The organism is Vibrio sp. Y176 (genome assembly GCF_033438945.1).
The window spans coordinates 926,190-950,066 of sequence record NZ_JAWOQS010000001.1 but is presented as its reverse complement, the minus strand read 5'-3'; the positions used below and the strand labels follow the sequence as shown (position 1 = coordinate 950,066).

Sequence of the window (23,877 nt, the reverse complement as noted above, 5' to 3'; positions counted from 1 at the left end):
TTAAGTTTAGTGGAATTGGCTCATTGTGCTTTTTCCAAAACTGGCATAGGGTAGGCAGCAAATAAATTGAGCGTAGAAATAGATGAGTTCGGAAAGCAAACAAAAAATCGCCATTTTGGTTGATGTACAGAATGTGTATTACACCTGTCGCGAAGCGTATCGAAGCAATTTTGATTACAACCAGTTTTGGTATGTTGCCACACAAGGGAAAGAGGTGGTAAGTGCTCGTGCTTATGCTATTGCGAGCAATGATCCCAAGCAACGTCAGTTCCACCATATTCTTCGGGGTGTTGGCTTTGAGGTGATGCTTAAACCCTACATCCAGCGTCGTGATGGTAGCTCGAAAGGCGATTGGGATGTGGGTATTACTCTCGATGCAATTGAAATTGCTCCCGAAGTTGAGGAAGTGATTCTAGTTTCGGGAGATGGAGACTTTAGTCTGCTAGTAGAGAGAATTCAGCAGCGCTTCAATAACACGGTGACCGTTTATGGTGTACCTAAGCTAACATCCCAAACTCTGATTGATTGTGCCGACAATTTTGTCGCGATTGATGACGATTTCTTGCTGTAGTAATAGTGCAATAAAGAAAGGCGAGTCACTCAGGCTGTACGAAACGTACAATGACTCGCCTCTAATTTATCGTTGATTTGGCTAATTACGAAGGAATGATCATTTGCCCTAGCAAGTAACCCAAGCAACACGCACCAATCACGCCGATTAAGCCCACAGACATGAATGAGTGGTTGAAGTACCACTTACCAATCTTAGTTGTGCCCGAGGTATCGAAGTTCACAGTCGCGATATCTGAAGGGTAGTTTGGAATAAAGAAGTAGCCGTATACCGCTGGCATCAAGCCGATAAGCAGCGCAGGTTCCAAACCTAAGCCGAGACCAACAGGCAGCATCATGCGAGCCGTTGCAGCTTGAGAGTTCACCACAACCGACACAATGAATAACGCAAGCGCGAATGTCCAAGGATAGTTGGTTACCATCTCAACGATGCCAGATTTAAATTGAGGCATAGCGTACTGGAAGTAGGTATCTGACATCCATGCAATACCGAAGATAGCAATCGCCGCCACCATACCAGATTTAAATACCACCCCATTTGGTACGTCACGCGGGTCAGTTTTGGTCGCAAGCAAAATGATACCGCCGAAGCAGAGCATCATCATTTGAATCACAACTGCCATGCTGATTGGCTTCGAGCCATCTACGATGGTACGAATGTCTGGCCACATCGCGATAACGACGATAACCAAGATAGAAGCAATGAACAGCAATACAGAGTTACGAGCACTTGTTGGTAGTACTTCATCAAGAGACGTTGCAGTTGTGTTGAGGATTTTTTCTCTCCACACAGGATCTTTCAAACGCTCTTGGTATTCTTCATCGTCGTCTAGCTCTTTACCACGCTTTAGGCTGTAAAGTGACATCAACAACGTACCGAATAGCGTTGCAGGTACGGTAACGAGCAGAATTGAGAGCAGAGTGATCTCGTGTTGAATGTCGGAGAGTTGCGCCAAGTAGTAAACCACTGCTGCTGAAATTGGCGAGGCTGTGATTGCGATTTGAGAGGCGACAGAAGCGGCAGCCATAGGACGCTCTGGACGAATGCCATTTTTAAGCGCAACGTCGCCAATGATTGGCATGATAGAGTAAACCGCGTGACCTGTACCAAGTAGGAAGGTCATAAAGTAAGTCACGAACGGAGCAATAAGGGTGACGCGTTTTGGGTTCTTACGAAGCACACGCTCGGCAACTTGCAGCATGTATTTCAAACCGCCAGCGGCTTCAAGAATGGAAGCACATGTTACCACCGCTAAAATGATCAGCATAACGGTGACAGGAGGAGAGGTTGGCGGCATCTTAAAGATGAAGACTTCAATCACCAAGCCAATTCCGGATACGACCCCAAGGCCTATACCACCATAACGTGAGCCGATATACAGCATCACGAGCAAAAATAGAAACTCAAGATACAACATGTGGATTTCCTTATTCAAAACAGAGGGCTACATAGCCAAATTACCTCTTTGTATTGTCTCGATATTCAGAAAGAAAATACTTCATGTTGTTCACAATCCGCTGGATAAGAAACAGCAATATTCAATTATTGGCAATAACTCACGCTACACAGGGAAACTGTTAACACAGTTTTATCAGGGTGTTTTTATGCTGTGTATTTTTGCGATCATGTGAGCGTTAAATGCGAAGAGGTTTAAGAGTTTGTTGCTATTCATCGCATACGTAACCAGACCTTACAGCTTCACAGAACTCGGAAATACATTCATAACTAACCCTAAGAGTGCTTCTTTGTTATGAAAACACAAAGGATAATAGTTTGCATTGCGATTGGTGCTTGGGTATAAAGGTGTCAGAATGACTACACCAACAATAAGCCATCATGTCTGAGCAATTTTTCCCGCAACTGTTTCAAACTTCGAGTGAGATTACACCTTACCTACACGGTGATATCGGCGAGATAGGGCAAGAAGCTATCCATATCGAGAATGATATCAACCCGATCATCCAAGGCCTTTACCAGCAAATCTCGGAGGCTCATCCGGAAGCGGGAAAAGCATATTGGTTGACAAGAACGTGGGATTTACTTTGTTGGCAGCCAGTTTATGTCGCATTCATCTCTATTTACGGTTACCACACGTTGCCAAACATTCGCGAGATAGCGCAGCACCTCAAACCTTGTTTTGTTTCTGGGTACCGATTCGCCGACGAAGCGCATATACATGGCGAGCCAGAAGCGTTGATAAAAGAGGCGGGGCGTCAAATCCGAGAACTGTTCGACTTCTATCAACAAGAGATGAGTCAATGGACACGCATTCGTCCTGGCTTCACCCATCAATTGATGTCGGACGGAATCATGGCTTGTTTAATTCGTCTCCAACAGCGCTTTCCGCAAATGACTAACTCGACACTTCAGGAGCATGCGGTCTTGTGGCTAAGCGCAATGGGTTTGGATGTTGATAATAGCCGCTCACTTCATGAGACGGAATCTGATCAGCCGCTAAAGTTAGTAAGAAAAAGTTGTTGTTTAGTCTATAAGTGTGAAGGCAGAAAGCTTTGTGCAGATTGTCCTCGTTTAGAGGAAAATCGACAGCTTATGAGCAAGAAGGTTCTTAATTAACATTTATTTAACTTGTGTAACAGTGCTCGATTTGAGAGTGAGAATAAGTATCATTGCATGCTCTTGTTGACAACAAAAAGATAAATACAATGATGAAAAGGACGTTTTCTTTCAATCTCATCGTACTTGCGATGAGCAGTGGATACGCAGTTAGCTCAATAGCAGCAGAAGATCTTCAACAAACATCGACTCCGAGCGATGAGCAATTGGTTGTTGTAGGCAGTGTGATGCCGAAATCGATCTCCGATATTCCAGGAACGGTTTGGTTTGTTGGCCAAGAAGAGATTGCTCAGCAATATCGTGCGGGCAAGACACTGGGTGATATTCTTTCTGCAACCATCCCTTCTTTAGACGTCGGCACCGGTGGTCGAACTAACTATGGTCAGAACCTTCGCGGTAGAGCAATGTTGGTAATGATTGATGGTGTCTCGTTACAATCTTCTCGCCCGATTAGTCGTCAGTTAGACGCAATAGACCCATTCAACATCGAGCGAATTGAAGTACTATCTGGTGCAACCTCCATTTATGGTGCAGGCGCTACTGGTGGTGTTATTAACATTATCACCAAGAAAGCGTACTCGGATGACTTGTCGTTTGAATCCTACGTGAGTGGCACTACAGGCTTTAATAGCAGCGATGACTTTGATTACAAACTCGCTCAGTCTATCTCGGGTGGTAATGAGCGAATTACCGCTAGAGGTTCGGTTGTGTACACCGAGACACAAGGTGTATTTGACGCAAATGGCGACATTGTCACCCCAGACATTTCACAGGGCTCTTTGCAGTATAATTCAACGCTCGATGTTATGGGATCGACCGAGATTCAAATCTCCGATGCCAGCAAGTTAAACCTTGTCGCACAATACTATGACAGCCAGCAAGATTCGCCATACGGTTTGTACATTGTTAACAATAAATTTGTTGATGTACGAGAGGGGTTCGATTCCGACCGTGAACATGGTACAGAGCGAGTTCTCTTAAGTGCGAACTACGCTCACGACAGCGTATTCGGTCATCAACTGATAGGCGAGTTATCTTACCGTAGTGAAGACCAAACCTTTACTCCTTATTACCAAAGTGCCTCTCAACAAAAAACAGAAGTTTTTGCTGGGCGCTTAGCGTTAGCTAAAAGCTGGGAGTCATTCAAACTTGTTTATGGTGTCGATGCGTACTTAGACCGTTTTGAAAGTAACCAGGCTCTGTTCGATCCAACCATTGCGAACAGCTCTGGGAACTTAATTAATCGAACCTATGCCGAAGTGGGGCGTTACCCAGATGTTGATGTGGCGTCTTACGCAATGTTTGTCCAAGGGGATTACCAAATCAATCAAGATTGGTCAGTACAAGCAGGCTACCGCTACCAATACATGGACAATAAGATTGATGATTTTGTTGCCTATAGTATACAAAAGAAGATCGCATCGGGTAATGGTGTATCAGCGGATGCGGTACCAGGTGGCAGCACTGACTACTCTGTGAGCTTATTTAATTTGGGCACCATTTATCAGCTTAACGATGAATCTCAGCTTTGGGCGAACTTCTCTCAAGGTTTCGAACTCGCTGATCCTGCAAAGTACTACGGCCAAGGTAGCTACGATGCCGCGGATGCAAATGGTCACTACGCGTTGAACAATAGCATTAATGTATCTGACTCAAAAATGTCGGGCATCAAAACGGACAGCTATGAAATTGGTTACCGATTAGATACGGATACTGTCGCACTGCAAGCGGCGGGTTACTACTCGGTTTCGGATAACTCAATCAAGTATGACAAGAAGACGCTCCTAATCACCAATGTTGATGACGAGCAACGTGTATACGGTGCCGAAGCAAACATTAACTACTGGGTAAACCGTGATATTTTGTTAGGTGCATCAGGTCACTATGTGGTTTCTGAGCTGAAAACCAACGGTAAGTGGGAAGATCTAAGTGCGGGTAAAGCAAGTACATCAAAAGCGAACGCGTGGGCGGCTTACTATCAGGATGGCTATTCAGTACGTTTACAAAGCCAGACGATGTTTGATTACGAAGATGACGCAAACAATAAACTAGATGGATACACTACGTTTGATCTTCTTGGTAACGTAACACTACCTATCGGGCAGTTAGGTTTTGGTATTCAAAACCTATTTGACGAAGACTACACAACCGCTTGGGGACAACGTGCGCAGATTCTTTATGCAGCACACTACGATGCTGCAGCGTACGACTACAAAGGAAGAGGTCGCACATTCACACTGAACTACAGTGTCGAATACTAAAGCTAACTACCTCCGAATATCAAAAAAGCCGCTTGAAGCGGCTTTTCTTTTAGGCTTGATCTGTCTGCGCTGTGTCTACAACGTTTTCCGTGTGTTCTGAAGCTTGGTTTTGTTCTTCAGCTTCCATTTTCGCGCGTTCAGCTTTGGAGATATAACGTGGCTTATTGCTCTTATGTAGCTTAGCGTTATGCTTCTTCTGCTTCGCTTTCAAGATCTGATTGATTTTCTTCTTGCGGTTCATGGTGGTGGTCCTTTAATTTAGCGAGGCAGGATAGTTACTTTTTTATCAAGTTACAACTAAATAAGCGCCGGTATCGGTCGCAAAATTCAAGTACGTTCCTATGTCCAATCATCTATCGCGTTTTAATGGAGCCCAAATGAAAACACTGTACACCGAACGTTTGATACTGCGTCTTGTGAGTGTAGATGATGCACCATTTATACTAGAACTTTATAACCACCCAGACTTCTACCGTTTTGTCGGAGACAAACAAATTCGTACCGAATATGAAGCGGCGCGTTACATAAAAGAAAACATGCTACGCATGCAACAAATTAAAGGCGTGAGTTTACTCGTTGTAGAGAAGAAAGAAGATGGGCAACCCATCGGGATTTGTGGGTTGGTTAAACGTGACACATTACAACACTATGATCTCGGATATGGATTTTTACCTTCCGCTTATGGCTTCGGCTACGGAACGGAGTCTGCAACCGCAGTGCTGGAATACGCTAGAGAGGAAATGAAACTCGATAATTTGGTTGCCATCACCAATAATGACAATATTCGTAGTATAAGTTTGCTCAAAAAACTGGGCTTTGAGTTTGAACGAGTTGAGCAGCAATATGATAATGGCCGCACGTTAGAACTTTACACAATGATGTTGTGATTTTTGGATAGCGCATGAGCGATATTTTACTTGGCAAACTCGCCACTGAATTTAAGACAGTAAAAGCCATGGTAGAGGTTTACTGTCATGACCATCATGGAACAAAACGTGACTTATGCTCAGAATGTCGTGAGCTGCTTGAATACGCAGAAGTGCGCCTCGACCGCTGTCCTTATGGAGAGAATAAACCGACGTGTAATAAATGTCCGATTCACTGCTACAAACCAGAGCCGAAAGAACAAATGCGTTTGGTCATGCGTTACTCTGGCCCCAGAATGTTACTGAAACATCCCATCTTGGCGGTTCGTCATTTGCTTCATGAAAAGCGCATGGTACCGGAAAAGCCTGCAGCGAACGCGTCAAACCGTCACAAGCGTTTATCTAAACAAAAATGCGAAGAATAAAAAAACGAGGGCGACATGCCCTCGTTTTCGTTGAGTAGAAGCGGCGTGATTAGAGGTCAGCGGCCATACGCTGCTTGGTTTTGCTCGCAGCAAGTAGCATGTATACGCCAGTCGCAACCAAAGCGGCAAACAAGTAGCCTAGTAAGCCGTGTTCTTGGCCCATAAATTTATCAGCGACAACTGGGCCAGCAACAGAGCCGATGCTGTAGCTAAACAGCATGACTTGTGTCGCAGAGACAATAAAGCGTTCATCAAGTCCTTCGCAACCTAAGTTGATTGCTATCGGGTACAAGGCAAAAGTAGCTGCACCTAAAAAGAATAATGCAGCAGCCAATACCACGGCTGACGAGGAAATAAAGGTCATACCGATCGAAAAAATACCCAAAATACAGAAAAACGCCATTAGCACTGTGCGGCTCATGTATTTGTTTAACGCGGTCACCATTGGTTGAACTAGCATGCCACCTAGAATCACTAGCGCCATCAATGTACCAATGTCTTGATGGCTAATTTTACGGTTAGTTAACTCAACTGGCATTAATCCGTAGATCGCACCTAAGGTCAAACCTGAAACAACACAACCAATAATTGCTGCATGGTTTAGTTTGGCAATTTGCTTAAATGATAAAGCGGTTGATTCATGGCTGTTTGGCTGCTCACACTCAATGAACATTAACACCAGCATAGCCATTAGGATCAACGTCGTGATCGCAATAAACGGAACGCCGCCACTTACGCCAAGCACGCCAATACCAAACTGACCTAATGCTGAACCACCATAAAGCGATAGCATGTACAAGCTCAAACGTTTCGCACGCGATGCTTCGTCTCCAGACATTAGCCAAGACTCAACAATGACAAAAACACCAGCAACCGCGATACCCGCAATAAAGCGAGCGGCAAGCCACATCAATCCGTTAGCAAACACGGGTAGTGTGACGATAGTTAGCGAAAATACGGCCAAGCAACCAATAAACGCGTTACGGTGACCAACTTGACGTACGATACGTTCAATAAAAATAGCACCGGTTAATAAGCCGCCATAAAACACACTCGCCAACCAACTCGCGTAATCTGCTGAGATGTTGTATTCACCGAGCATGAGAGGGATCAAGCTCATTAAATAGCCCGAAGCCACCGCATAAAGAGACAGTGCGACGACTGGAACTGTAACTCGTGGTGATGCTGCAGGAACGACTGTGTTTTCCACTGTTTTGCGCCTATAAGTTAAATGAAATCTAAGGGTTATTCGGCGCGAATATGAGGCTAATAGTTAGGCAAGTAAAATGATAAATTTAAGTCGTTTCGATAAATAATATTTGTTAACTAGATAGGTTGATAAGTTGCATAAAAACGCCAACCTACAAACAAGGTTGGCGTGGAAGATTATTTAGTAAGTGCTTGATTTAACCATTGATCGAATTGAGTTTTAGGTAACGCACCATTGATCATATCAACGCGTTGACCATTCTTGAAAACCATAATGGTAGGAATACTGCGAATACCAAATTGCGCCGCAAGTTGTTGTTGAGCTTCGGTATCAATCTTAACAAAACGAGCCGTTCCGGCTTGCTCATGAGCAACATCAGAGAAAACAGGAGCAAAACCAACGCACGGGTTGCACCATGGGGCCCAAAAATCTACTACAACAGGCATATCACTTTGTAATAGAGCAGAAAAGTTATCTTGTGTACCTTCGATAGGCGAGCCGTCTAAAAGTGCACTTTTACATTTACCGCAAGTTGCAGATTCGGCAACGCGCTCATTAGGGACACGATTTAGACCGCCGCACGAAGGGCAGCGAGTTTTAAACGATGACATGACTTCTTCCTTTATTACGTATTGATGAAAACATGACTTACCAGTCAGCCTCATTATTTGTATACTTATTTTTTAACCTGCCGAAATAACGCAGCGCAGGTTTGTATTTGAGCCTAAGGTTCTAAGAAATTTTATTAAAATACAACAATAAATAGGTCTGCGATGACAAATTACTACGCTGAAATTACAGGTTGGGGGAAATGTGTTCCGCCAGCCGTGCTCTCTAACGATGATCTTAGCACTTTCCTCGATACTTCCGATGAGTGGATTCGTACCCGCACTGGTATCGAAAACCGCCGTATTAGTCATGTAAACACGTCAGACATGGCGACCGTTGCTGCTAAACATGCATTAGCTCGAGCAGGCGTCGATGCAACAGACGTGGATTTAATCATTGTGGCGACTTGTTCACCAGATTCATTGATTCCAAATATCGCGTCTAAGGTACAGCAGAACCTAGGTATTCGTGCAGCCGCTGCCTTTGACTTAAATGCCGCATGTACGGGATTTGTCTATGGCCTAGAAACGGGCACACGTTTGATTCAATCAGGTAACTATCGTAACGCGATCATTATTGGTGCGGAAAGATTGTCTTTCTACATCGATTGGGCAATGCGAGATACCGCTGTTCTATTTGGTGATGGTGCGGGCGCCGTTGTGTTATCAAGAACGGAAAAAGAAACGGGTTTACTACAGTCTCAAATCGGTTGTGACGCAAAAGGCCGCGATATTCTGTCCGTACCAAAGTTTGGTACTTGTATGGATCGCTTTGCGGAAGACAACGGTTACTGGGATTTCAACTTTGTAGGACAAGAAATTTTCAAACGTGCAGTAAAAGGCATGGGGCTAGCTGCGAAAACCGTACTGAAAGCATCACAGTTAACGACGGAACAAATCGATGTTGTGATTCCGCATCAAGCGAATATTCGTATTATTCAAACCTTGTGTGACCTGTCTGGAATTCCACACGACAAAGCGTTTGTTAACATTCAAAACTATGGCAATACTTCAGCTGCGACGGTGCCAATTGCATTGTGTGAAGCGGTAGAGCAAGGTCGAGTTAACCCAGGTGATAATATGCTTCTTGCTGCATTTGGTGCAGGTTTGACATGGGGTGCGGCAGTATTGAAATGGGGTGACCGCGTAACGCCAATTGGTGAAAGTGATGCGGTTCTGCCTGAATGTGAGCAATCCGCGCTAGAATTACTTGAGCGTGCCATTAAGCTGTGTAACGAACGCCGTCGCGACGAGGTGTAACGGACACTTTGCAAACATAAGATGAGTAAGGGAGCGCGAGGCTCCCTTATTTGATGATGTGTTCTACAGCTACCTGTAAAATATCTTACGACATAAAACCCAGGTTTGAATGAGTAAAATTACGGATGTTCGGGAAGACGTATTCCAGTGCAGCGTTATCACTCACGCCCATCCACTGTGCTAGTGTTGAACCAACTTGATCAGCGGCAATTTTGGGTATGAGTCGGCCTTGAGAGTAATCATCGTTTCCGCCCAGTATTAGTTCCGGCCATGTACCGATAGGTTGTTTCCCATTTACCGCGCCTCCAATTAATAGTTGATGGCCACCCCAGCCATGATCGGTACCATTTCCGTTGCTCATCATCCGTCGACCGAAGTCAGACATAGTGAAAGAGGTGACTTGCTTGTTTAGCCCTAACCGTTCGACCGCACGATACATTGCTAAAAGGTTTGTCGCGAGATCCTCAAGTAACACTGGATGACGTGCCAATTGCGAATCGTGCAGGTCATACCCAGAGTGTTTAACGAAAAAGACTTGTCGTTGCTGCTTCAGGACATCTTGGCTTGCTATCAATTTGTACACGGTTTGCATCTGCTTGCCGAGCGTCGATGACGTAAACAACGGCTCGTCAGCAATGTGGTTGAGTTGCTCGCTCAGTACACTACTCATTACCATCGACTCATCAACCATCAAATTAAAATGACCATTAAATGGATTGTCAGTTTGATGAGAGAGAAGGCGATCATAGATCCCCTTGTATAGCGGGTTATCAATCGCGGTAAGCTGAACTGCGCGATCTTTTTTCAGGACGGTTTGGCGGTGTTTCATTGCCCGTAACCAAAGCGAGTTGCCATGCACACTGTATAGCGGTGTTATTTCTGATTCAGAGTTTAATACATCCAACATTCTGCCAGCCCAACCAAGATTTTTAGACTCGCTCATTCCACCAAGTAACCAAGCGTCTGTTTGAGAATTATGAGAAAACAGTTGCTCGGGAAGTGATGCTTCACCTTGCTCAATAGCTTGTTTGGTGACGGGATGGTTGAGAATGCCACTATTGAGCACGATGCTGGCATCGCCTTGTTCGAAAACGGAAGTTAACGCATTTAACTTTGGGTGTAAGCCGAGCTTCACTGGGTGATTTGAGCTATCGACAGCACTCAAATTGATAGGGAGTATGTCTTCTTTGGCGACAGAGAGTGGCCCTCTGACTTTGGAATATTGACGATAGTGCGCCTCCGATAATGGCAGTATGGTGTTGAATGCATCGTTTCCGCCTGCTAAATACACACATATTAATGCTCGAAAGTCATTGGATGGCGCTGCGAGAGAGTAACCTGGCAGACTAAGAGAGGCTAGTGCGCCCATCGATAGCGTGCTTTGTATAAAATGTCGTCGTGAAATATCCATAATTCACTCCTAATCCTGAATATAGAATTCGTCGCCAGAAATGGCGGTAAATATCACTAGAGCGAGTTTTGTTGTTGGCACATAGTCCCCACGATAATCATTCAGGGCGGTGAGCATGAGCTCTTTCAATTCAGCAGAAGCCGTTCCAGCAAAGAAACGCTCGTTAACCAATTCGACTAAGGCACGGTGATCGTCCAGAAGAAGATAAAACTCGTTAAGATCGAAGTGGTAGGAATCACCACCTCCTCTACGAGTGCTGGTTAACATATAGTTGACCAAATCGGTATAAACAGACCAATTGAGAAGTTCATACTCTGGAGAGTTAATACCAGACTCCGTAAACTCGTTAGACGGCTGATAGTCTGGAGAGTAAAAATTAAACACGGAAGGAGAACGAAGCGGCCCTTGATTAGCGATGTTCATCATCGTTGTTGCGTCTTCGTAACGTGATCCTTTAACCGTAAAACCTGATGCTCGATGAAAATTAGTCAGGACCAGTATCGGTTCTTTCACTTTTATAGGCGGTGTATCCGTCATCCCTAATGCTTCAGGATCGAGCAATATGGCTCGAACAACGGCGGTTAGATCGCCTTTTTCTCCTTCCCCATTGTTGTTAAATATCGTAGCAACACGCGCGACGTACTCTGGGCTTGGATTTGAACTGACCAAACGTTGGATAAGTAATTTTGAAACAAATGGAGCAACATTTGGGTGAGACATCAACATATCAATCACTTTTGAAAGCTCTTCTTGTGCGGTTAGACCCGATGGGATCACGTTCCCTAGAAATCGCTTCTCGCCGGTGTCGTGTCGCTGACTGATAACTCGCATCGGTTTCACGAATGCGATGTCGGAATTTTTCCATCCAGTTAATGCTCGCGCGAGCTCTTGAATATCAGTTTGATTGTACGTGGGGATAGGTTTGCCTGTTGCGTGGTTTAGTTTTTTACTGCCATCTAAATTGAGTTCATACAAACCGATAGTGAATAGCTGCATTAACTCTCGAGCAAAGTTCTCATCGGGAAGCGTTCCTGTCGCACTATTTTCTTTTGCACTACCGAGCATAGATAAATAGCTCCCCATGACTGGATGGATGGAAACGTCATACAACAGGTCTCGGTAGTTGCCAAACGCATGTTCAACCAACAGATCGTAGTAATTCACTAACCCTGTAGGTTTGCTGGAAAGAACGCCGCCATAACGAGAAACGACTACGATCTGACTCAATGCATAAGCCATTCGCTGTCTGAGCTGATCTTCAGCAGTAACAACAATTTGATACCAAGCATTTTCGCGGTTTGACTGTAGGCCTTTAGAAAAAGGCGTTTGATAAAGTGGTTGATGGTAGGTTGCTGGCAGGTTGATTTGTTCCTGTATCCAGTCCTCTAACCCGTTTTCCCTAACCTCATTAATTAACGCAGGAGTTGGTCCAAAAGAGGTTTGATAGAGAAAACGCGCAACGGTTTGATCGGATGGGGATTGCTGTATTTGTGCTGATACATTAGGCACATGGCTCAGCAATAAGATAGCCAATCCTAGTACCCAAGCAGAGATTTTATTTAGCTTCTGACGTCTCATAGTTAACTCGCTTACCCGAAGTAACGATTTAAGTCCATTTAACGGGAGTTATTAAGCTCTTTTGAGCTGTTTAGTAAATTTATGAAAATCAAGCAGCTGCATAGGCGAGTATAGTAGCTATAAGTGGTGAACAAAAAACTCAAACGGTGAATTTGGTACTATAGTGCTAGAAGTTTTTGATGCTATTTTTTCTAAGATACTGATATTAAATATGGCCAGTGAAGAGTAATAAGAAGAGATATCGCAATGGATATAGAAGGGGGACAGCTAAAGTACTGTTAACAAGAGATTGGTATGTTTGTTAAGGCTTAAGTTAGTTTCAAGAAATTATTGAGCCAATAAATAAAGTCCATTGGTTTGCACAAGAGAAAACCACACGGATGTTCTCTTGTACAAAGCAACAAAGGTTATTTTCGGGCAAGCTTATGGTGAGCACGAGAAAAGTGATCGGCACAAAATGCGCCAACAATCGAGAGTTCGCCAGCCAGACAAAGCGCAGCTGCGACTTCGGCTAACGCTTTCGCTTTGCCGTTGCCGTGCAAACCCAAAATATCCAAACATGCTTTTTGTGTTGGAAGGCCAGTACCACCACCAACCGTCCCCACCATGATGTTTGGCAAGGTCACGCACGCGTACAAGTTGCCTTGAGCGTCCACATCCATACGAGTGATTCCAATGGCAGACTCTGCAACGCAAGCGGCATCTTGACCACAAGCAATGTACAGCGCGGCAAGCGCGTTTGCGTAATGCGCGTTGACGCCAATTGTCCCGCTGAGTAAACCGCCCACTGTGGTCATTTTGCCAAATTGAACCATAGACTCCGGCGTCGTATGCAGATATTTTTCCACCAACTCAGCAGGAATGGTCACTTCGGCGGATACTTTCTTACCGCGTACCGAGCGCAGTGTGTGTGCGTTTGGTTTTTTGTCGCCTGATAAGTTGCCATCCAAGAATGCTTGAGTTGGTTTGATTGGGCTGGTCGCCAAAATATGATGGAACACTTCGTTTGTTGCGATGGTCACCATGTTTTGTCCGGAAGCGTCACCAGTCACGTATTCAAAGACCAAATAAACATGGTTTCCTTCGATATTTACATTGATGTCTTTGAGTTTGCCATGTGAGGTGGTGGATTCCGCTATTTGACGAAATGCGTCAAACTGGGTCACAACCCAACTGACGAACTGGCCAGCGTCGGCAAGGTTATTAAAGGCGAACACTGGCGTTCGGCTCACCCCTTCACTCAGCAACAATGCGCTCGCGCCACCAGCGGCGGTGATAAGATTTGCGCCACGGTTGTAGGAAGCGACTAACGCGGCTTCTGTCGTTGCGAGCGGAACCAAAAAGTCATCGTTCGCATACAAACCGTTGACGCGCAAAGGGCCTGCGATACCGACCGGCACATTGACAGTACCAATGAAGTGCTCGATGTTGTTGGAGTAAGCGTCGCAATGTGACTGTGTGAAAGGATCAAGAAGATGATCTTTATTGGTCACTTGTTCCAATACTTGCCAACGGCGCGCCAAATGCTTATCCGATAGGCCAGGGCTTAAGCAGAGACGTTTCTCTGGCTTGTGAAACTTCGGTTCTAATGCCGATTGAATCTTACTGCTGGTTTCGATATCGGAAAGGGCGGAGCTTTGAACAGGGTTATCTTGGTTTAACTTCGGCATACAAACGTTAACTGAAAAATCGAACCAGAGATTGTAGTGATTGAGGCTTTGATTACAACGTTGATTATACGTTTTGCAACAAATACCACTATGCAAGCGCCTTTATTATCCAAGTGATTTGATATTGGAGCGACGAATTTACCGGACATAAATGGGTTTTGACAATGAATGTTGCAGTAAATGGCAGATCCGGGAGGTTATGGCTTTTAGAGAAACTGGCCTGTAGGTGTTTGGATTCGGCAAGGTGTAAGCATGAGCGCCTTAAAAGCGGAATGGTTCAATCTATGAAAGGAATAAATTGTCTAACCCAGTCCCTTGGGTCAGACGTTAGTTTGAATCGGTTGTTCAAAAACTAGTTGAAGGCGCGAGCCACACGTCCCGCACTTTGAATACGGTAATGGCCAACGTAAGCAGGAACAAATACAGATTGTCCCTTCGCGGCGGTTAACGTCTCACCGTTATCACTGATGAGTGTGAGGTCGGCATCAATCGCCATCAAAATCTCTGCGCTATTGGCATCAACCACTTCATTGTTCGGTTGGTTAAGAATGCTGAAACTAAAGTCTGCCACTGGGACCGGATAAAGGCTTTGGCAACCATTGGCATTGGGTTTAAGAACAAGGCTGTTAAACGGCTTAGGCACAAAATCTGTGCATTTAACCAGTTCTTCAACATCCATATGTTTCGGCGTGAGTCCTGCACGCAAAACGTTATCTGAGTTCGCCATGATCTCTAATCCCGTACCTTTAATGTAAGCGTGTGGCGTTCTTGCGCTCAGGAACATCGCTTCGCCAGGTTGCAGCGTGATGACATTCAACAGTAATGGCGAAAACAAGCCGACATCGCCAGGGTATTGAGTGGATAGATCCAAGATGAGCTGGTAAACGTCGCTGTCAGTGCCTTGTTCCGATTGACGTGAAGCGTGGGCAAGAAGCTGTTTCAGTGCTCGCTCTTTTGTTTCTCCTTCCATGGTAAGAATGTGCACAAAGAAATCGCGTAAACCTTGTGAGTTGATTTCGCGTTTGAATGTGTCAAGAGGCGCGCGTAGCTCATCGATATCGCAAAGGCTAAATGCCTCAATATCTTGGTATGCGTATACCGTTGACCATTGGTCGATACCGATACGCACGATGTAAAGGAAGATGTTGGCAAAGCAAAGTAGCCAGATAACTTTGTTTTTAAGAACGTATTCAACAAAGATTTCTTTTTTGGTCATCTGGTTTTCTTCAGCGGCGGTGTCTTCTTCACTCACTGCTTCATCGAAAAGTTCTTCTACTTTACCTAGACCGTAAGCTTCTGGAGAGTCGCTACCAAAGCGCATACCGATAAAGCCGACGATGATCGCGATGATAGAAGGGAACACGAACATGCCGATTACGTGCCCGTCGAATAGGTAGTTGGCACCGAAAAGAGCAACACCCGCTGCGCCCGCACCACCAACGTTGTGTGACATGTTCCACAAGCCGAGGTAAGAGCCGCGTTTGTTACGAGGTGTCCATTTTGTAATGGTTGAGTAACTAGAAGGGCCACCAGTACTTTGGAAGAAACCACTTAGAGCGTAGAAAGCCACCATCAAGAACAGGCTTGCACTACCGCCGCCCATGCTGAAGCTGAAACCAAGCATTGCAAGACCAGAAAGGATCAGCATAAAAGGGAGGAATTGCTTGGTGTTCTTACCGTCAGCGTAGTAAGACACAACGGTTTTACCGATGCCGTATGTGATGGAGAAGCCAAGGCCAATAAGACCTAGGTCTGTCATGCTCAAACCGTAAGTTGAGATCATGTCGTTTTGCGCGACATTGAAGTTCTTACGAATCAAGTACATGGTTAGGTAGCCGATGAATACGACCAAGTAAGATTGGATGAACGGTTTAAACCACATCTTTCTTCTAACTTCGACGGGAAGATCGAGGGTCGGCTTCCGCACCTGTTCGAGGAATTTTAACATGATGAACTCTCTTGTAATTGTTTTAGAAACACAACGGAGACCGTTATGCGCTCTTGTTACCTTTGACTGAGCGGAATTCTAGAGAGTGGTTTTGTGAGGCACATGAGATGGTTGCCTAGATCGGCTAGGAAAAATTCCTAGAAATGCCTAGTAAGGCGGAAAAGCGTGAAAAGAGTCACACAAAATCCTTACTAATCTATGGGTCTTTGACAGGGTTCTATCGGATTGGAAAGCGTTCAAATGCAAGCAGGTTAATATACGCAAGCTTAGTGCTGACAAGGGGTGAGCACGTTTGGTTGGAGAGAATAGTGGCTTGTCGCTAAGTATCAATTGGGAACGAGAAGCAAACAACAGAAACCCGGAGGTCTCTGTTAGAAATATTAGGAATTTGGCTAGGTTGACGTGTTAAGGCGCAGGGCTGTATAGACGTGGCGAGCCGTGTTTTGGTAAGTGAATTAGGTTCAAATGGTTTCTTCTTGCCCATTCGACAGTTAACGCTGTAGGTGCAGATAAGCAAACCAGAGTGGGGATACGCGCGCGAACGGCTTTGTGGATCAACTCTAAGCTGCAACGGCTTGTCATGATAGCGAAGCCACTTTGAGGCTCGATGTGATTGTTGGCCAATGCGCCAATCAACTTATCTAGCGCGTTGTGACGGCCGATGTCCTCTCGGCACAACTTGATGTTGCCTTGTAAATCTGCAAATAAAGCGGCGTGTAACGCGCCAGATTCACGTGCGGCTTCTTGATGCAGTGCGACTTTGTCTCGCAGCCCTTCAAATACATCGGAGCGCGGAGGAAGAGACGGTGTTAGCGGTGCCAAATCAGGCAAAGCTTGTTCCAGAGCCTCTACACCACAAATGCCGCATCCGGTTGTGCCGGCAAGATTTCGGCGCTGTGTTTTTAACGCCCAGAAAGCGCGGTTGCTGATTTCCACTTCCGCATAGTGAGATTCGTGATCGCCACCAATTTCAATGTCTTTAATCTCTTTGAAATCGTGGACGATGCCTGTGCTTAGGCTAAATCCTTTCACGAAGTCTTCCAGATGGCCTGGCGTCACCATCATGACCGCTTGGCTAATGCCGTTATAGCTGATAGCTAAGGCGGATTCACTCGCCAGCGACATTTGTTGCACTGGGCGGCCATCAATCAATTCTCGGTAATTGAACGCACTTGGTTGAGGTGGTGCTTGATTGAAATCGGACAGTTCAAAATAAGATTGAGTAGTACATCTCATGAAATCACCTCATAAGCCGTTATGTATGCCAAAAATTGACGTGTGGATTCTTGTTATCGATTGAATATGTTTTTTGCTTCTGCGAAGCACTGATCGGTTAGCGCGGAGAAGGGTTCTTGTTTTCGCTTTAACAAACCTAGCGGGGCGTGAACGGCGGCTTCTTCGATAGGGATAATGCGAAGCGTATCGTTCAACTCTTCCAATCCACAATTCAGCGGCATAATGGCGCAACAAAGGCCACTGGTTACTGCTTGGATCAAGTGAAAGGTGGAGTTACTTTCAATGACGGTTTGCGGAACCAGCCCTTTACTCACAAAGCTAAGATCAATGGAGTGGCGATAGTGCATGCCCTTCGAAAGCAGCCCTAGCGGAATGTTATTGAGTGACTCCCATAACACTTCAGATTCGGCAAAATCAAAATGACGCTCATCGAATAAAACGCCAAGTTTGGTCGAGTCGAGCTCGATAACATCGAAGTAAGCGGTGTTAACTTGATCGACATAACACATCCCCAAATCAAGTTGATTTCGATTGAGTTGGTCTATGATCTGTTCGGTCGTCATGGAGAGTATTTGAAAGCGTAACTCAGGGAACTGTTGAGCTAATGGTTTGAGCAATTGCATAGGGTTTTGGCTGGCGAGTGGCACCATTCCAAGCCGAAGAGAGCCGACCAATTGACCACGGCAGTTGGCGGCTTCGGCTTGCAATCCATCATGAGCTGCTAAGACGGTTTTTGCCCAAGCCAAAATGCGTTCTCCGGCTTCTGTAAATCCTTCAAATCGTTGACTTCTTTGGATTAATTCGAGATCGAGTTCTTCCTCTAAGCTTCGGATCCTCATGGACAAGGTAGGCTGCGTAATGTGGCACAATGCGGCGGCTTGACCAAAGTGTTTGGTCTGTTCAAGTGCGATGAGATATTTAAGTTGTTTGATATCCATAATGGCTTGTTAACCTTGCGTTGTGAGTCACATGTACGGGGAACTCCCTAAAAAGGGCACAGCACTACCGTACTTTTTAAGCGCTGGAGCGTTTTAACTAGGGAATGGAAAACCAAAACCAAGTCAAGAATAAAACCACACTCAAAATTGATCTGAATCAAGGCTATTCCTGATATTAATTAGGGTCAAATTTAAAGTATCTATAGTGTGATAGATATTATCTATTATCAAGAGTGCCGATTTTATTGAGTTCGTTAATCGAACTAGGTGGAATCGAATGGGAAAACGATTAACCTCATAAATTGTATTGATTAAAAATGTGATGACCGTCAGTGGAAAAATTCGTCATAGATTTTGTTTATCACTCGGTCAGGATTATCAATTGGACGCATATTGAATATCGACTTAATCTTTGATTTAGATCAAGACGCAACAATGCAAATTGAATCTAACAGTCTTAGAAACAGTAGGCGGGTATCCGATATCAAGAATCTAGATAAGTAAACGCTCGGACAAGCGAGAGCATGTTGAGTGGTTACTTATTTGGATTAAAAAATACATGGATTAGAAACTAAGCCCTTCAATACTTCCGCATTATCTCAATAAATAACGCGCTTGTTTTCACGGGCACCCTGCTTGCTGGTATATCTGCGAGGAGTAAAGTCGTGAGCCAAAAAGAACAAATAAAAACATACAAAGGTCCAGCTGGTGGTTGGGGTGCACTGAAAGCCGTAACCAGAAGTTGGTGGGGCAGTGAAAATGCAGTTAAAAACATTCGCACTATGCTCAAAACCAACCAAAATGGCGGTTTCGACTGCCCGGGATGTGCATGGGGCGAGTCGCCAGATAGTGGTAAAGTCAATTTTTGTGAGAATGGCGCGAAAGCGGTAAACTGGGAGGCGACCAATCGTCTGGTTGATCCTGAGTTTTTTGCCAATCACAGCGTTTCTTCTCTCTCAACGCAAACCGATTACTGGTTGGAATACCAAGGCCGTATCACGCACCCAATGCGATACGATGCAGAATCCGATCACTATGTGCCAGTCTCTTGGGATGAGGCTTTTGCACTTGTCGCGAAGCATCTCAATCAATTGGATTCACCGCACCAAGCGGAGTTTTATACCTCTGGTCGTGCAAGCAACGAAGCGGCGTTTTTGTATCAGCTATTTGTGCGCGCATTCGGTACCAATAACTTTCCAGATTGTTCCAACATGTGTCACGAAGCCAGTGCAATAGGGATGAAAGACACCATTGGTGTTGGTAAAGGCACAGTGATCTTTGATGATTTTGAAGAAGCCGACGCGATTTTTGTGATTGGTCAAAACCCGGGCACGAATCACCCACGAATGCTTGAACCTCTGCGCGAAGCGGTAAAACGTGGTGCACAGGTTATCTGTCTAAACCCGCTCAAAGAGCGCGGATTAGAGCGTTTCCAAAACCCACAAATGCCGATTGAGATGTTGAGTAACGGCTCAGAGCCTACCAACACGGCGTACCTGCGTCCTGCTTTAGGTGGAGACATGGCAGTGTTTCGTGGCATCGCGAAATTCTTGTTGCAATGGGAGCGCGAGGCATTGCAAAACGGTGGCAAAGCGGTATTTGACCGCGAATTCATCAAACAACACACGATAGGTATTGATAAGTATTTGGCTGAAGTGGATGCAACGTCTTGGGAACACATCGCGGAACAATCGGGTCTTGATTTAAGTGAAATCGAGATGGTGGCGAGCATGTATCGACGTGCAGAACGTGTGATCATGTGTTGGGCGATGGGGTTGACTCAGCATCGTCACTCTGTGCCAACCATTAAAGAAGTCGCAAACGTGCAAATGTTACGAGGTAACGTTGGTAAGCCGGGAGCGGGGCTTTCACCAGTGCGTGGTCACAGTAACGTTCAGGGCGACCGTACGATGGGCATTGATGAAAAACCTTCAGATCTGTTGTTGGATCGCATTGAAAGTCGATTTAACTTTGACGTCCCGCGTGGTGAAGGCCACAACACTGTGCAAGCCATTAAAGCGATGGAAGAAGGGCAAGCGAAAGTATTTATCGGTTTGGGCGGTAACTTTGCACAAGCAACGCCAGACACAGAACGTACGCACAACGCGATGCGAAACTGTAATTTAACCGTACACATTTCGACGAAGTTAAATCGTTCTCACCTTGTCACAGGTAAAGATGCGCTTATTCTTCCATGCTTAGGCCGTACTGAGATTGATCAGCAAGCGACTGGCCCACAAGGCGTGACGGTTGAAGATACCTTCAGCATGGTACATATCTCATTTGGTCAGCTAAAACCGCGTTCGGAGCATTTGCGTTCAGAACCAGCGATTATTGCCGGTATTGCCAATGCGACACTCGGGGCAAAACCAATTGATTGGTTGTGGGCGATTGAAGATTACGACCGTATTCGCGATTTGATTGCCGACACGATTCCGGGCTTTACCGACTTTAACCATAAGCTTAAACACCCGGGTGGATTCCACTTGGTAAACCCAGCTGCCGAGCGTCGATGGAATACACCAAGCGGCAAAGCACAGTTCAGCTCTAGCGAGTTGCCGAAGCAGTTGATCAGCGAAGCGATACTCGAAAAAGGCCAAAAGCCAGATTTGATCTTGCAAACCATGCGCTCACACGACCAATACAATACGACACTTTACGGCTTGAATGACCGTTATCGTGGAGTATTTGGTATGCGCGAAGTGCTGTTTATCAATGAAGAGGATATTCGTAAACTCGGTTTTGAACCGGGAGACAAAGTGGACATGGTGTCATTGTGGGAAGATGGCGTTGAGCGCCGTGTGAGCGGATTTACGCTTGTTGCCTATGATGTACCAGCAGGTCAGGCGGCGGCTTACTATCCAGAAACAAACCCATTAGTTCCTTTGGACAGTTATGGGGATAGAACGTTTACGCCAACCTCTAAGTTTATTGCGATAAAATTGGAAAAATCGATATCCGATAAGATCGCTTTGGTGGAAGCGGAATAGTGACCAAACCGGCACAACGACATTTCCGATAAGCAAACGGCTGATATTAATTATCAGCCGTTTTTAATTGCGCTCAGTCTGCATTTAGTGCGCATAGCTTGTGTATAATGTTAATGACATTATGCTGCTCGATAATAGACAGATAAGGCCGATTTGAATCTAAATTCAAGTAGTAAAACTAATAAGAAGATGCTTATGACCTTGAAAAATATAATTAAATTAACAATCAGTCACTTAGTGGCAGTTTCTATTGGCATTGCGATAGGTATCTATACTTTACCGATCCTTATTGCACCACCTGCGCCGACCGATGAGCAAGTTGCTAAGAGTAAGCAAGGTGCAGAATACAGCGCAGTGTTTAAGAGGGAACTCAAAGGTAGCGATGCTTTTCATTGGGGAGAGGGAGAGATTCATTTGAGTTCTGAAGTCATTACGTTGGTAGGAAAACTCGCTCCCGGACCAGACTATAAACTCTATCTATCTCCTAAGTTTGTCGAAACGGAACAAGAGTTTAATGACCTTAAATCTGAGATGAGCTTAATTGGTGATGTCAAAACGTTCGATAACTTCGTTGTTGAGGTTCCTCAAAGCACTTCAATTTCTGAATACAATACGGTTGTTGTATGGTGCGAGACATTCGGTGAGTTCATTACTTCGGCAAAGTATCAATAAACCTTAGCAGTAGAGTGAAAGGCTTTTCTTTTCACTTTACGCTAGGATGTTGTTTCGCATAATTAAGAGGCAAAGACTCTTAAACATTCTAAATTTAAGAGCCTTTATTTAGAGTTATTGACAGAACCATTCGACTTGTAAGTCGTTTGCACCTTTCAGGCTACGTTCTGGAAAAACAAGATTTCGAACTATTTAGAGTTATTCTCTGTTTGGCTTGTTTCGTTCGATGACGCTAATCGCAATGGCTAAAAATAGAATATCTTTTACTAAAAAGAAGTTTGTCACCAAAACCCCATCAGACACTTTCCATGTATTCGGTGTCGTAATTAGAAAGCTGAGTGTCGCAAGAAAAATAATTGCGGCGGCTATGCCAGAAAAATAAGCGACTCGTGTGCTTTTAAGGCCAACGATTAATCCAATAGCGACAATGATTTCTGTTGCGCCAATGATGTTTGATACGGCTTGAACTGACATCACATCATACAACCAACTCATCAGAAAATGATTTTCAACGAGCGGTTGTATAAGCTTGGCCTCTGTAGGTGTGAATTTATAAATACCAATCCATATTAGAACTAAAGAAACGCCGAAAACTCCGATAAGATATCCAATTGAGTCACATTGATGATGGCTTTTTACGTTTTGCATAATTAACTACATTCTCCTGTTTGTTAGCGCTTCCAACAAGACCTATAAGGTTGGTAGAAAATTTCATAGGTTTTTTTCGCTCAAACAACAGATATTAAAAATCACGTGATACAGAATTACGTGTTTGATAGAACTTAAGGATATTTCGTGGAAGTTAAAATTTTTCAGGTTGACTCGTTTACATCAGAGGTTTTCAAAGGTAATCCCGCGGGTGTTTGTATCACAGAGTCAAGCCTTGATGAGGAAACGATGTTGGCCATCGCGGCCGAGATGTCGTTATCTGAAACGGCATTTCTGTCACTCAATACAATGCAACTTCGTTGGTTTACACCGAGGACGGAAGTTGCTTTGTGTGGACACGGCACACTTGCAACGGCGCACGTTCTGAAAGATCAGGGGTTATATAATACTGGAGATACGATTGAGTTCGTTACGCTATCTGGGGTTTTAACTGCACAACTCGATCATGAAGAAATTCATTTGGTGTTTCCTGCTCCAACTTTAGATATGAGAGCGAGTATTAACAAAGACTTACTTCATGGCTTGGGGCTAGATGCCGCCAATGTAGTCGCCTACGGTCAGTTTGATAATAAGCAGTTGATCGTCATTAATGATGAATTTGTGCTTGAACAGCTCGACCCTGATTTTGGTGCGCTGCTTAAACAAAAAGGCCGTGGCGTCGTCATCACTGCTCAATCAAGCACTGACGCCGATTTTGTCTCTCGATACTTCGCGCCTTGGGTGGGTGTTAACGAGGACCCAGTTACAGGCTCTGCACATTGCGCTTTATGTGTTTACTGGGCTAAAGAGCTCAACAAAAAGCAACTGAAAGGCTTCCAAGCCTCCAAGAGAAGTGGGGTCGTCCATACAGAGTTGTTAAGCACTGAGCACGTTAAGCTTTCTGGAAATGCGGTAACGATATTGCGAGGATATATGAGAATCGCGTAGCGGTCCTTGTGGGAATGATTTTATTTTCGTGTTACCCAATGCTCAATAGTGAAAACGCTTGAA

20 protein-coding genes are annotated in these 23,877 nt (G+C 44.8%); 9 read left to right on the top strand and 11 right to left on the bottom strand.

All coding sequences use genetic code 11. The features are described from left to right. Nucleotides 1-82: 82 nt before the first annotated feature. Entirely contained in the window at nucleotides 83-571 is a 489-nt protein-coding gene (locus tag R7O13_RS04220; protein WP_005376059.1) for an NYN domain-containing protein, read from the top strand. 85 nt (nucleotides 572-656) lie between these two features. On the opposite strand, the gene R7O13_RS04215 is transcribed toward R7O13_RS04220, so the two are convergent. Next, entirely contained in the window at nucleotides 657-1,988 is a 1,332-nt protein-coding gene (locus R7O13_RS04215) for an anaerobic C4-dicarboxylate transporter (protein WP_005376060.1), read from the bottom strand. A gap of 419 nt (nucleotides 1,989-2,407) precedes the next feature. Between R7O13_RS04215 and R7O13_RS04210 the strand changes: the two genes are divergently transcribed. Together R7O13_RS04210 and R7O13_RS04205 are read left to right on the top strand one after the other, a co-directional pair. Then, entirely contained in the window at nucleotides 2,408-3,145 is a 738-nt protein-coding gene (locus R7O13_RS04210; protein ID WP_042520969.1) for a siderophore ferric iron reductase, read from the top strand. 89 nt (nucleotides 3,146-3,234) lie between these two features. Then, on the top strand, nucleotides 3,235-5,406 hold the full coding sequence (locus tag R7O13_RS04205; protein ID WP_239932445.1) for a TonB-dependent receptor: 2,172 nt from the start codon (nucleotides 3,235-3,237) through the stop codon (nucleotides 5,404-5,406). Between the two features lie 49 nt (nucleotides 5,407-5,455). On the opposite strand, the gene R7O13_RS04200 is transcribed toward R7O13_RS04205, so the two are convergent. Next, on the bottom strand, nucleotides 5,456-5,647 hold the full coding sequence (locus R7O13_RS04200; protein WP_005376066.1) for a DUF2986 domain-containing protein: 192 nt from the start codon (nucleotides 5,645-5,647) through the stop codon (nucleotides 5,456-5,458). 136 nt (nucleotides 5,648-5,783) lie between these two features. On the opposite strand from R7O13_RS04200, the gene R7O13_RS04195 reads away from it, so the two are divergent. Further along, nucleotides 5,784-6,293, top strand: coding sequence for a GNAT family N-acetyltransferase (locus R7O13_RS04195; RefSeq protein WP_054865303.1), 510 nt, complete (start codon nucleotides 5,784-5,786; stop codon nucleotides 6,291-6,293). Nucleotides 6,294-6,307: 14 nt separating this feature from the next. Continuing rightward, nucleotides 6,308-6,697 carry a nitrous oxide-stimulated promoter family protein gene (locus tag R7O13_RS04190; protein WP_005387988.1) on the top strand — a complete coding sequence of 130 codons (390 nt, stop codon included), beginning with the start codon at nucleotides 6,308-6,310 and terminating at the stop codon, nucleotides 6,695-6,697. Between the two features lie 49 nt (nucleotides 6,698-6,746). On the opposite strand, the gene R7O13_RS04185 is transcribed toward R7O13_RS04190, so the two are convergent. Together R7O13_RS04185 and trxC are read right to left on the bottom strand one after the other, a co-directional pair. Next, nucleotides 6,747-7,907 (bottom strand): MFS transporter, encoded by a 1,161-nt coding sequence (locus tag R7O13_RS04185; protein WP_239932446.1) that lies wholly within the window; start codon nucleotides 7,905-7,907, stop codon nucleotides 6,747-6,749. Between the two features lie 176 nt (nucleotides 7,908-8,083). Next, nucleotides 8,084-8,518, bottom strand: coding sequence for a thioredoxin TrxC (gene trxC, locus R7O13_RS04180; protein ID WP_005376074.1), 435 nt, complete (start codon nucleotides 8,516-8,518; stop codon nucleotides 8,084-8,086). 162 nt (nucleotides 8,519-8,680) lie between these two features. On the opposite strand from trxC, the gene R7O13_RS04175 reads away from it, so the two are divergent. Continuing rightward, nucleotides 8,681-9,775, top strand: coding sequence for a ketoacyl-ACP synthase III (locus R7O13_RS04175; protein ID WP_005387993.1), 1,095 nt, complete (start codon nucleotides 8,681-8,683; stop codon nucleotides 9,773-9,775). An 85-nt stretch (nucleotides 9,776-9,860) separates the two neighbouring features. On the opposite strand, the gene R7O13_RS04170 is transcribed toward R7O13_RS04175, so the two are convergent. From R7O13_RS04170 to R7O13_RS04145, 6 genes are all read right to left on the bottom strand, one after another. Then, nucleotides 9,861-11,186, bottom strand: a complete 1,326-nt coding sequence (locus R7O13_RS04170) for a DUF1501 domain-containing protein (protein WP_206949017.1) — start codon at nucleotides 11,184-11,186, stop codon at nucleotides 9,861-9,863. Nucleotides 11,187-11,195: 9 nt separating this feature from the next. Next, nucleotides 11,196-12,764 (bottom strand): DUF1800 domain-containing protein, encoded by a 1,569-nt coding sequence (locus R7O13_RS04165; RefSeq protein ID WP_206949016.1) that lies wholly within the window; start codon nucleotides 12,762-12,764, stop codon nucleotides 11,196-11,198. 407 nt (nucleotides 12,765-13,171) lie between these two features. Then, nucleotides 13,172-14,434 carry a hydroxymethylglutaryl-CoA reductase gene (locus R7O13_RS04160; protein ID WP_318303072.1) on the bottom strand — a complete coding sequence of 421 codons (1,263 nt, stop codon included), beginning with the start codon at nucleotides 14,432-14,434 and terminating at the stop codon, nucleotides 13,172-13,174. 352 nt (nucleotides 14,435-14,786) lie between these two features. Further along, on the bottom strand, nucleotides 14,787-16,382 hold the full coding sequence (gene uhpT, locus R7O13_RS04155) for a hexose-6-phosphate:phosphate antiporter (protein WP_318303071.1): 1,596 nt from the start codon (nucleotides 16,380-16,382) through the stop codon (nucleotides 14,787-14,789). 405 nt (nucleotides 16,383-16,787) lie between these two features. Next, nucleotides 16,788-17,618, bottom strand: a complete 831-nt coding sequence (gene fdhD / locus R7O13_RS04150) for a formate dehydrogenase accessory sulfurtransferase FdhD (RefSeq protein ID WP_017447522.1) — start codon at nucleotides 17,616-17,618, stop codon at nucleotides 16,788-16,790. Between the two features lie 53 nt (nucleotides 17,619-17,671). Beyond that, nucleotides 17,672-18,556: a LysR family transcriptional regulator gene (locus R7O13_RS04145; protein WP_005460961.1), complete on the bottom strand. Its 885-nt coding sequence runs from the start codon at nucleotides 18,554-18,556 to the stop codon at nucleotides 17,672-17,674. Nucleotides 18,557-19,221: 665 nt separating this feature from the next. Here R7O13_RS04145 and R7O13_RS04140 point away from each other — a divergent pair. Together R7O13_RS04140 and R7O13_RS04135 are read left to right on the top strand one after the other, a co-directional pair. Next, a complete protein-coding gene (locus tag R7O13_RS04140; RefSeq protein ID WP_318303070.1) occupies nucleotides 19,222-21,546 on the top strand; it encodes an FdhF/YdeP family oxidoreductase in 2,325 nt (774 codons plus the stop codon). Nucleotides 21,547-21,741: 195 nt separating this feature from the next. Beyond that, entirely contained in the window at nucleotides 21,742-22,218 is a 477-nt protein-coding gene (locus R7O13_RS04135; protein WP_005376099.1) for a DM13 domain-containing protein, read from the top strand. A gap of 198 nt (nucleotides 22,219-22,416) precedes the next feature. On the opposite strand, the gene R7O13_RS04130 is transcribed toward R7O13_RS04135, so the two are convergent. Then, a complete protein-coding gene (locus R7O13_RS04130; protein WP_205461022.1) occupies nucleotides 22,417-22,866 on the bottom strand; it encodes a YkgB family protein in 450 nt (149 codons plus the stop codon). A gap of 147 nt (nucleotides 22,867-23,013) precedes the next feature. On the opposite strand from R7O13_RS04130, the gene R7O13_RS04125 reads away from it, so the two are divergent. Next, the gene (locus R7O13_RS04125) at nucleotides 23,014-23,814 is read left to right on the top strand and encodes a PhzF family phenazine biosynthesis isomerase (RefSeq protein WP_318303069.1); all 801 of its coding nucleotides are present in this window, start codon (nucleotides 23,014-23,016) and stop codon (nucleotides 23,812-23,814) included. Nucleotides 23,815-23,877: the final 63 nt, after the last annotated feature.

What these genes read in the sequence shown, in the direction of transcription:
- trxC (WP_005376074.1), bottom strand. Translation starts at nt 8,518, where the DNA reads ATGTCATCGTTTAAAACTCGCTGCCCTTCGTGCGGCGGTCTAAATCGT.
- fdhD (WP_017447522.1), bottom strand. Translation starts at nt 17,618, where the DNA reads ATGAGATGTACTACTCAATCTTATTTTGAACTGTCCGATTTCAATCAA.
- R7O13_RS04135 (WP_005376099.1), top strand. Translation starts at nt 21,742, where the DNA reads ATGACCTTGAAAAATATAATTAAATTAACAATCAGTCACTTAGTGGCA.
- R7O13_RS04170 (WP_206949017.1), bottom strand. Translation starts at nt 11,186, where the DNA reads ATGGATATTTCACGACGACATTTTATACAAAGCACGCTATCGATGGGC.
- R7O13_RS04200 (WP_005376066.1), bottom strand. Translation starts at nt 5,647, where the DNA reads ATGAACCGCAAGAAGAAAATCAATCAGATCTTGAAAGCGAAGCAGAAG.
- R7O13_RS04130 (WP_205461022.1), bottom strand. Translation starts at nt 22,866, where the DNA reads ATGCAAAACGTAAAAAGCCATCATCAATGTGACTCAATTGGATATCTT.
- R7O13_RS04165 (WP_206949016.1), bottom strand. Translation starts at nt 12,764, where the DNA reads ATGAGACGTCAGAAGCTAAATAAAATCTCTGCTTGGGTACTAGGATTG.
- uhpT (WP_318303071.1), bottom strand. Translation starts at nt 16,382, where the DNA reads ATGTTAAAATTCCTCGAACAGGTGCGGAAGCCGACCCTCGATCTTCCC.
- R7O13_RS04215 (WP_005376060.1), bottom strand. Translation starts at nt 1,988, where the DNA reads ATGTTGTATCTTGAGTTTCTATTTTTGCTCGTGATGCTGTATATCGGC.
- R7O13_RS04195 (WP_054865303.1), top strand. Translation starts at nt 5,784, where the DNA reads ATGAAAACACTGTACACCGAACGTTTGATACTGCGTCTTGTGAGTGTA.
- R7O13_RS04175 (WP_005387993.1), top strand. Translation starts at nt 8,681, where the DNA reads ATGACAAATTACTACGCTGAAATTACAGGTTGGGGGAAATGTGTTCCG.
- R7O13_RS04145 (WP_005460961.1), bottom strand. Translation starts at nt 18,556, where the DNA reads ATGGATATCAAACAACTTAAATATCTCATCGCACTTGAACAGACCAAA.
- R7O13_RS04210 (WP_042520969.1), top strand. Translation starts at nt 2,408, where the DNA reads ATGTCTGAGCAATTTTTCCCGCAACTGTTTCAAACTTCGAGTGAGATT.
- R7O13_RS04205 (WP_239932445.1), top strand. Translation starts at nt 3,235, where the DNA reads ATGATGAAAAGGACGTTTTCTTTCAATCTCATCGTACTTGCGATGAGC.
- R7O13_RS04160 (WP_318303072.1), bottom strand. Translation starts at nt 14,434, where the DNA reads ATGCCGAAGTTAAACCAAGATAACCCTGTTCAAAGCTCCGCCCTTTCC.
- R7O13_RS04220 (WP_005376059.1), top strand. Translation starts at nt 83, where the DNA reads ATGAGTTCGGAAAGCAAACAAAAAATCGCCATTTTGGTTGATGTACAG.
- R7O13_RS04190 (WP_005387988.1), top strand. Translation starts at nt 6,308, where the DNA reads ATGAGCGATATTTTACTTGGCAAACTCGCCACTGAATTTAAGACAGTA.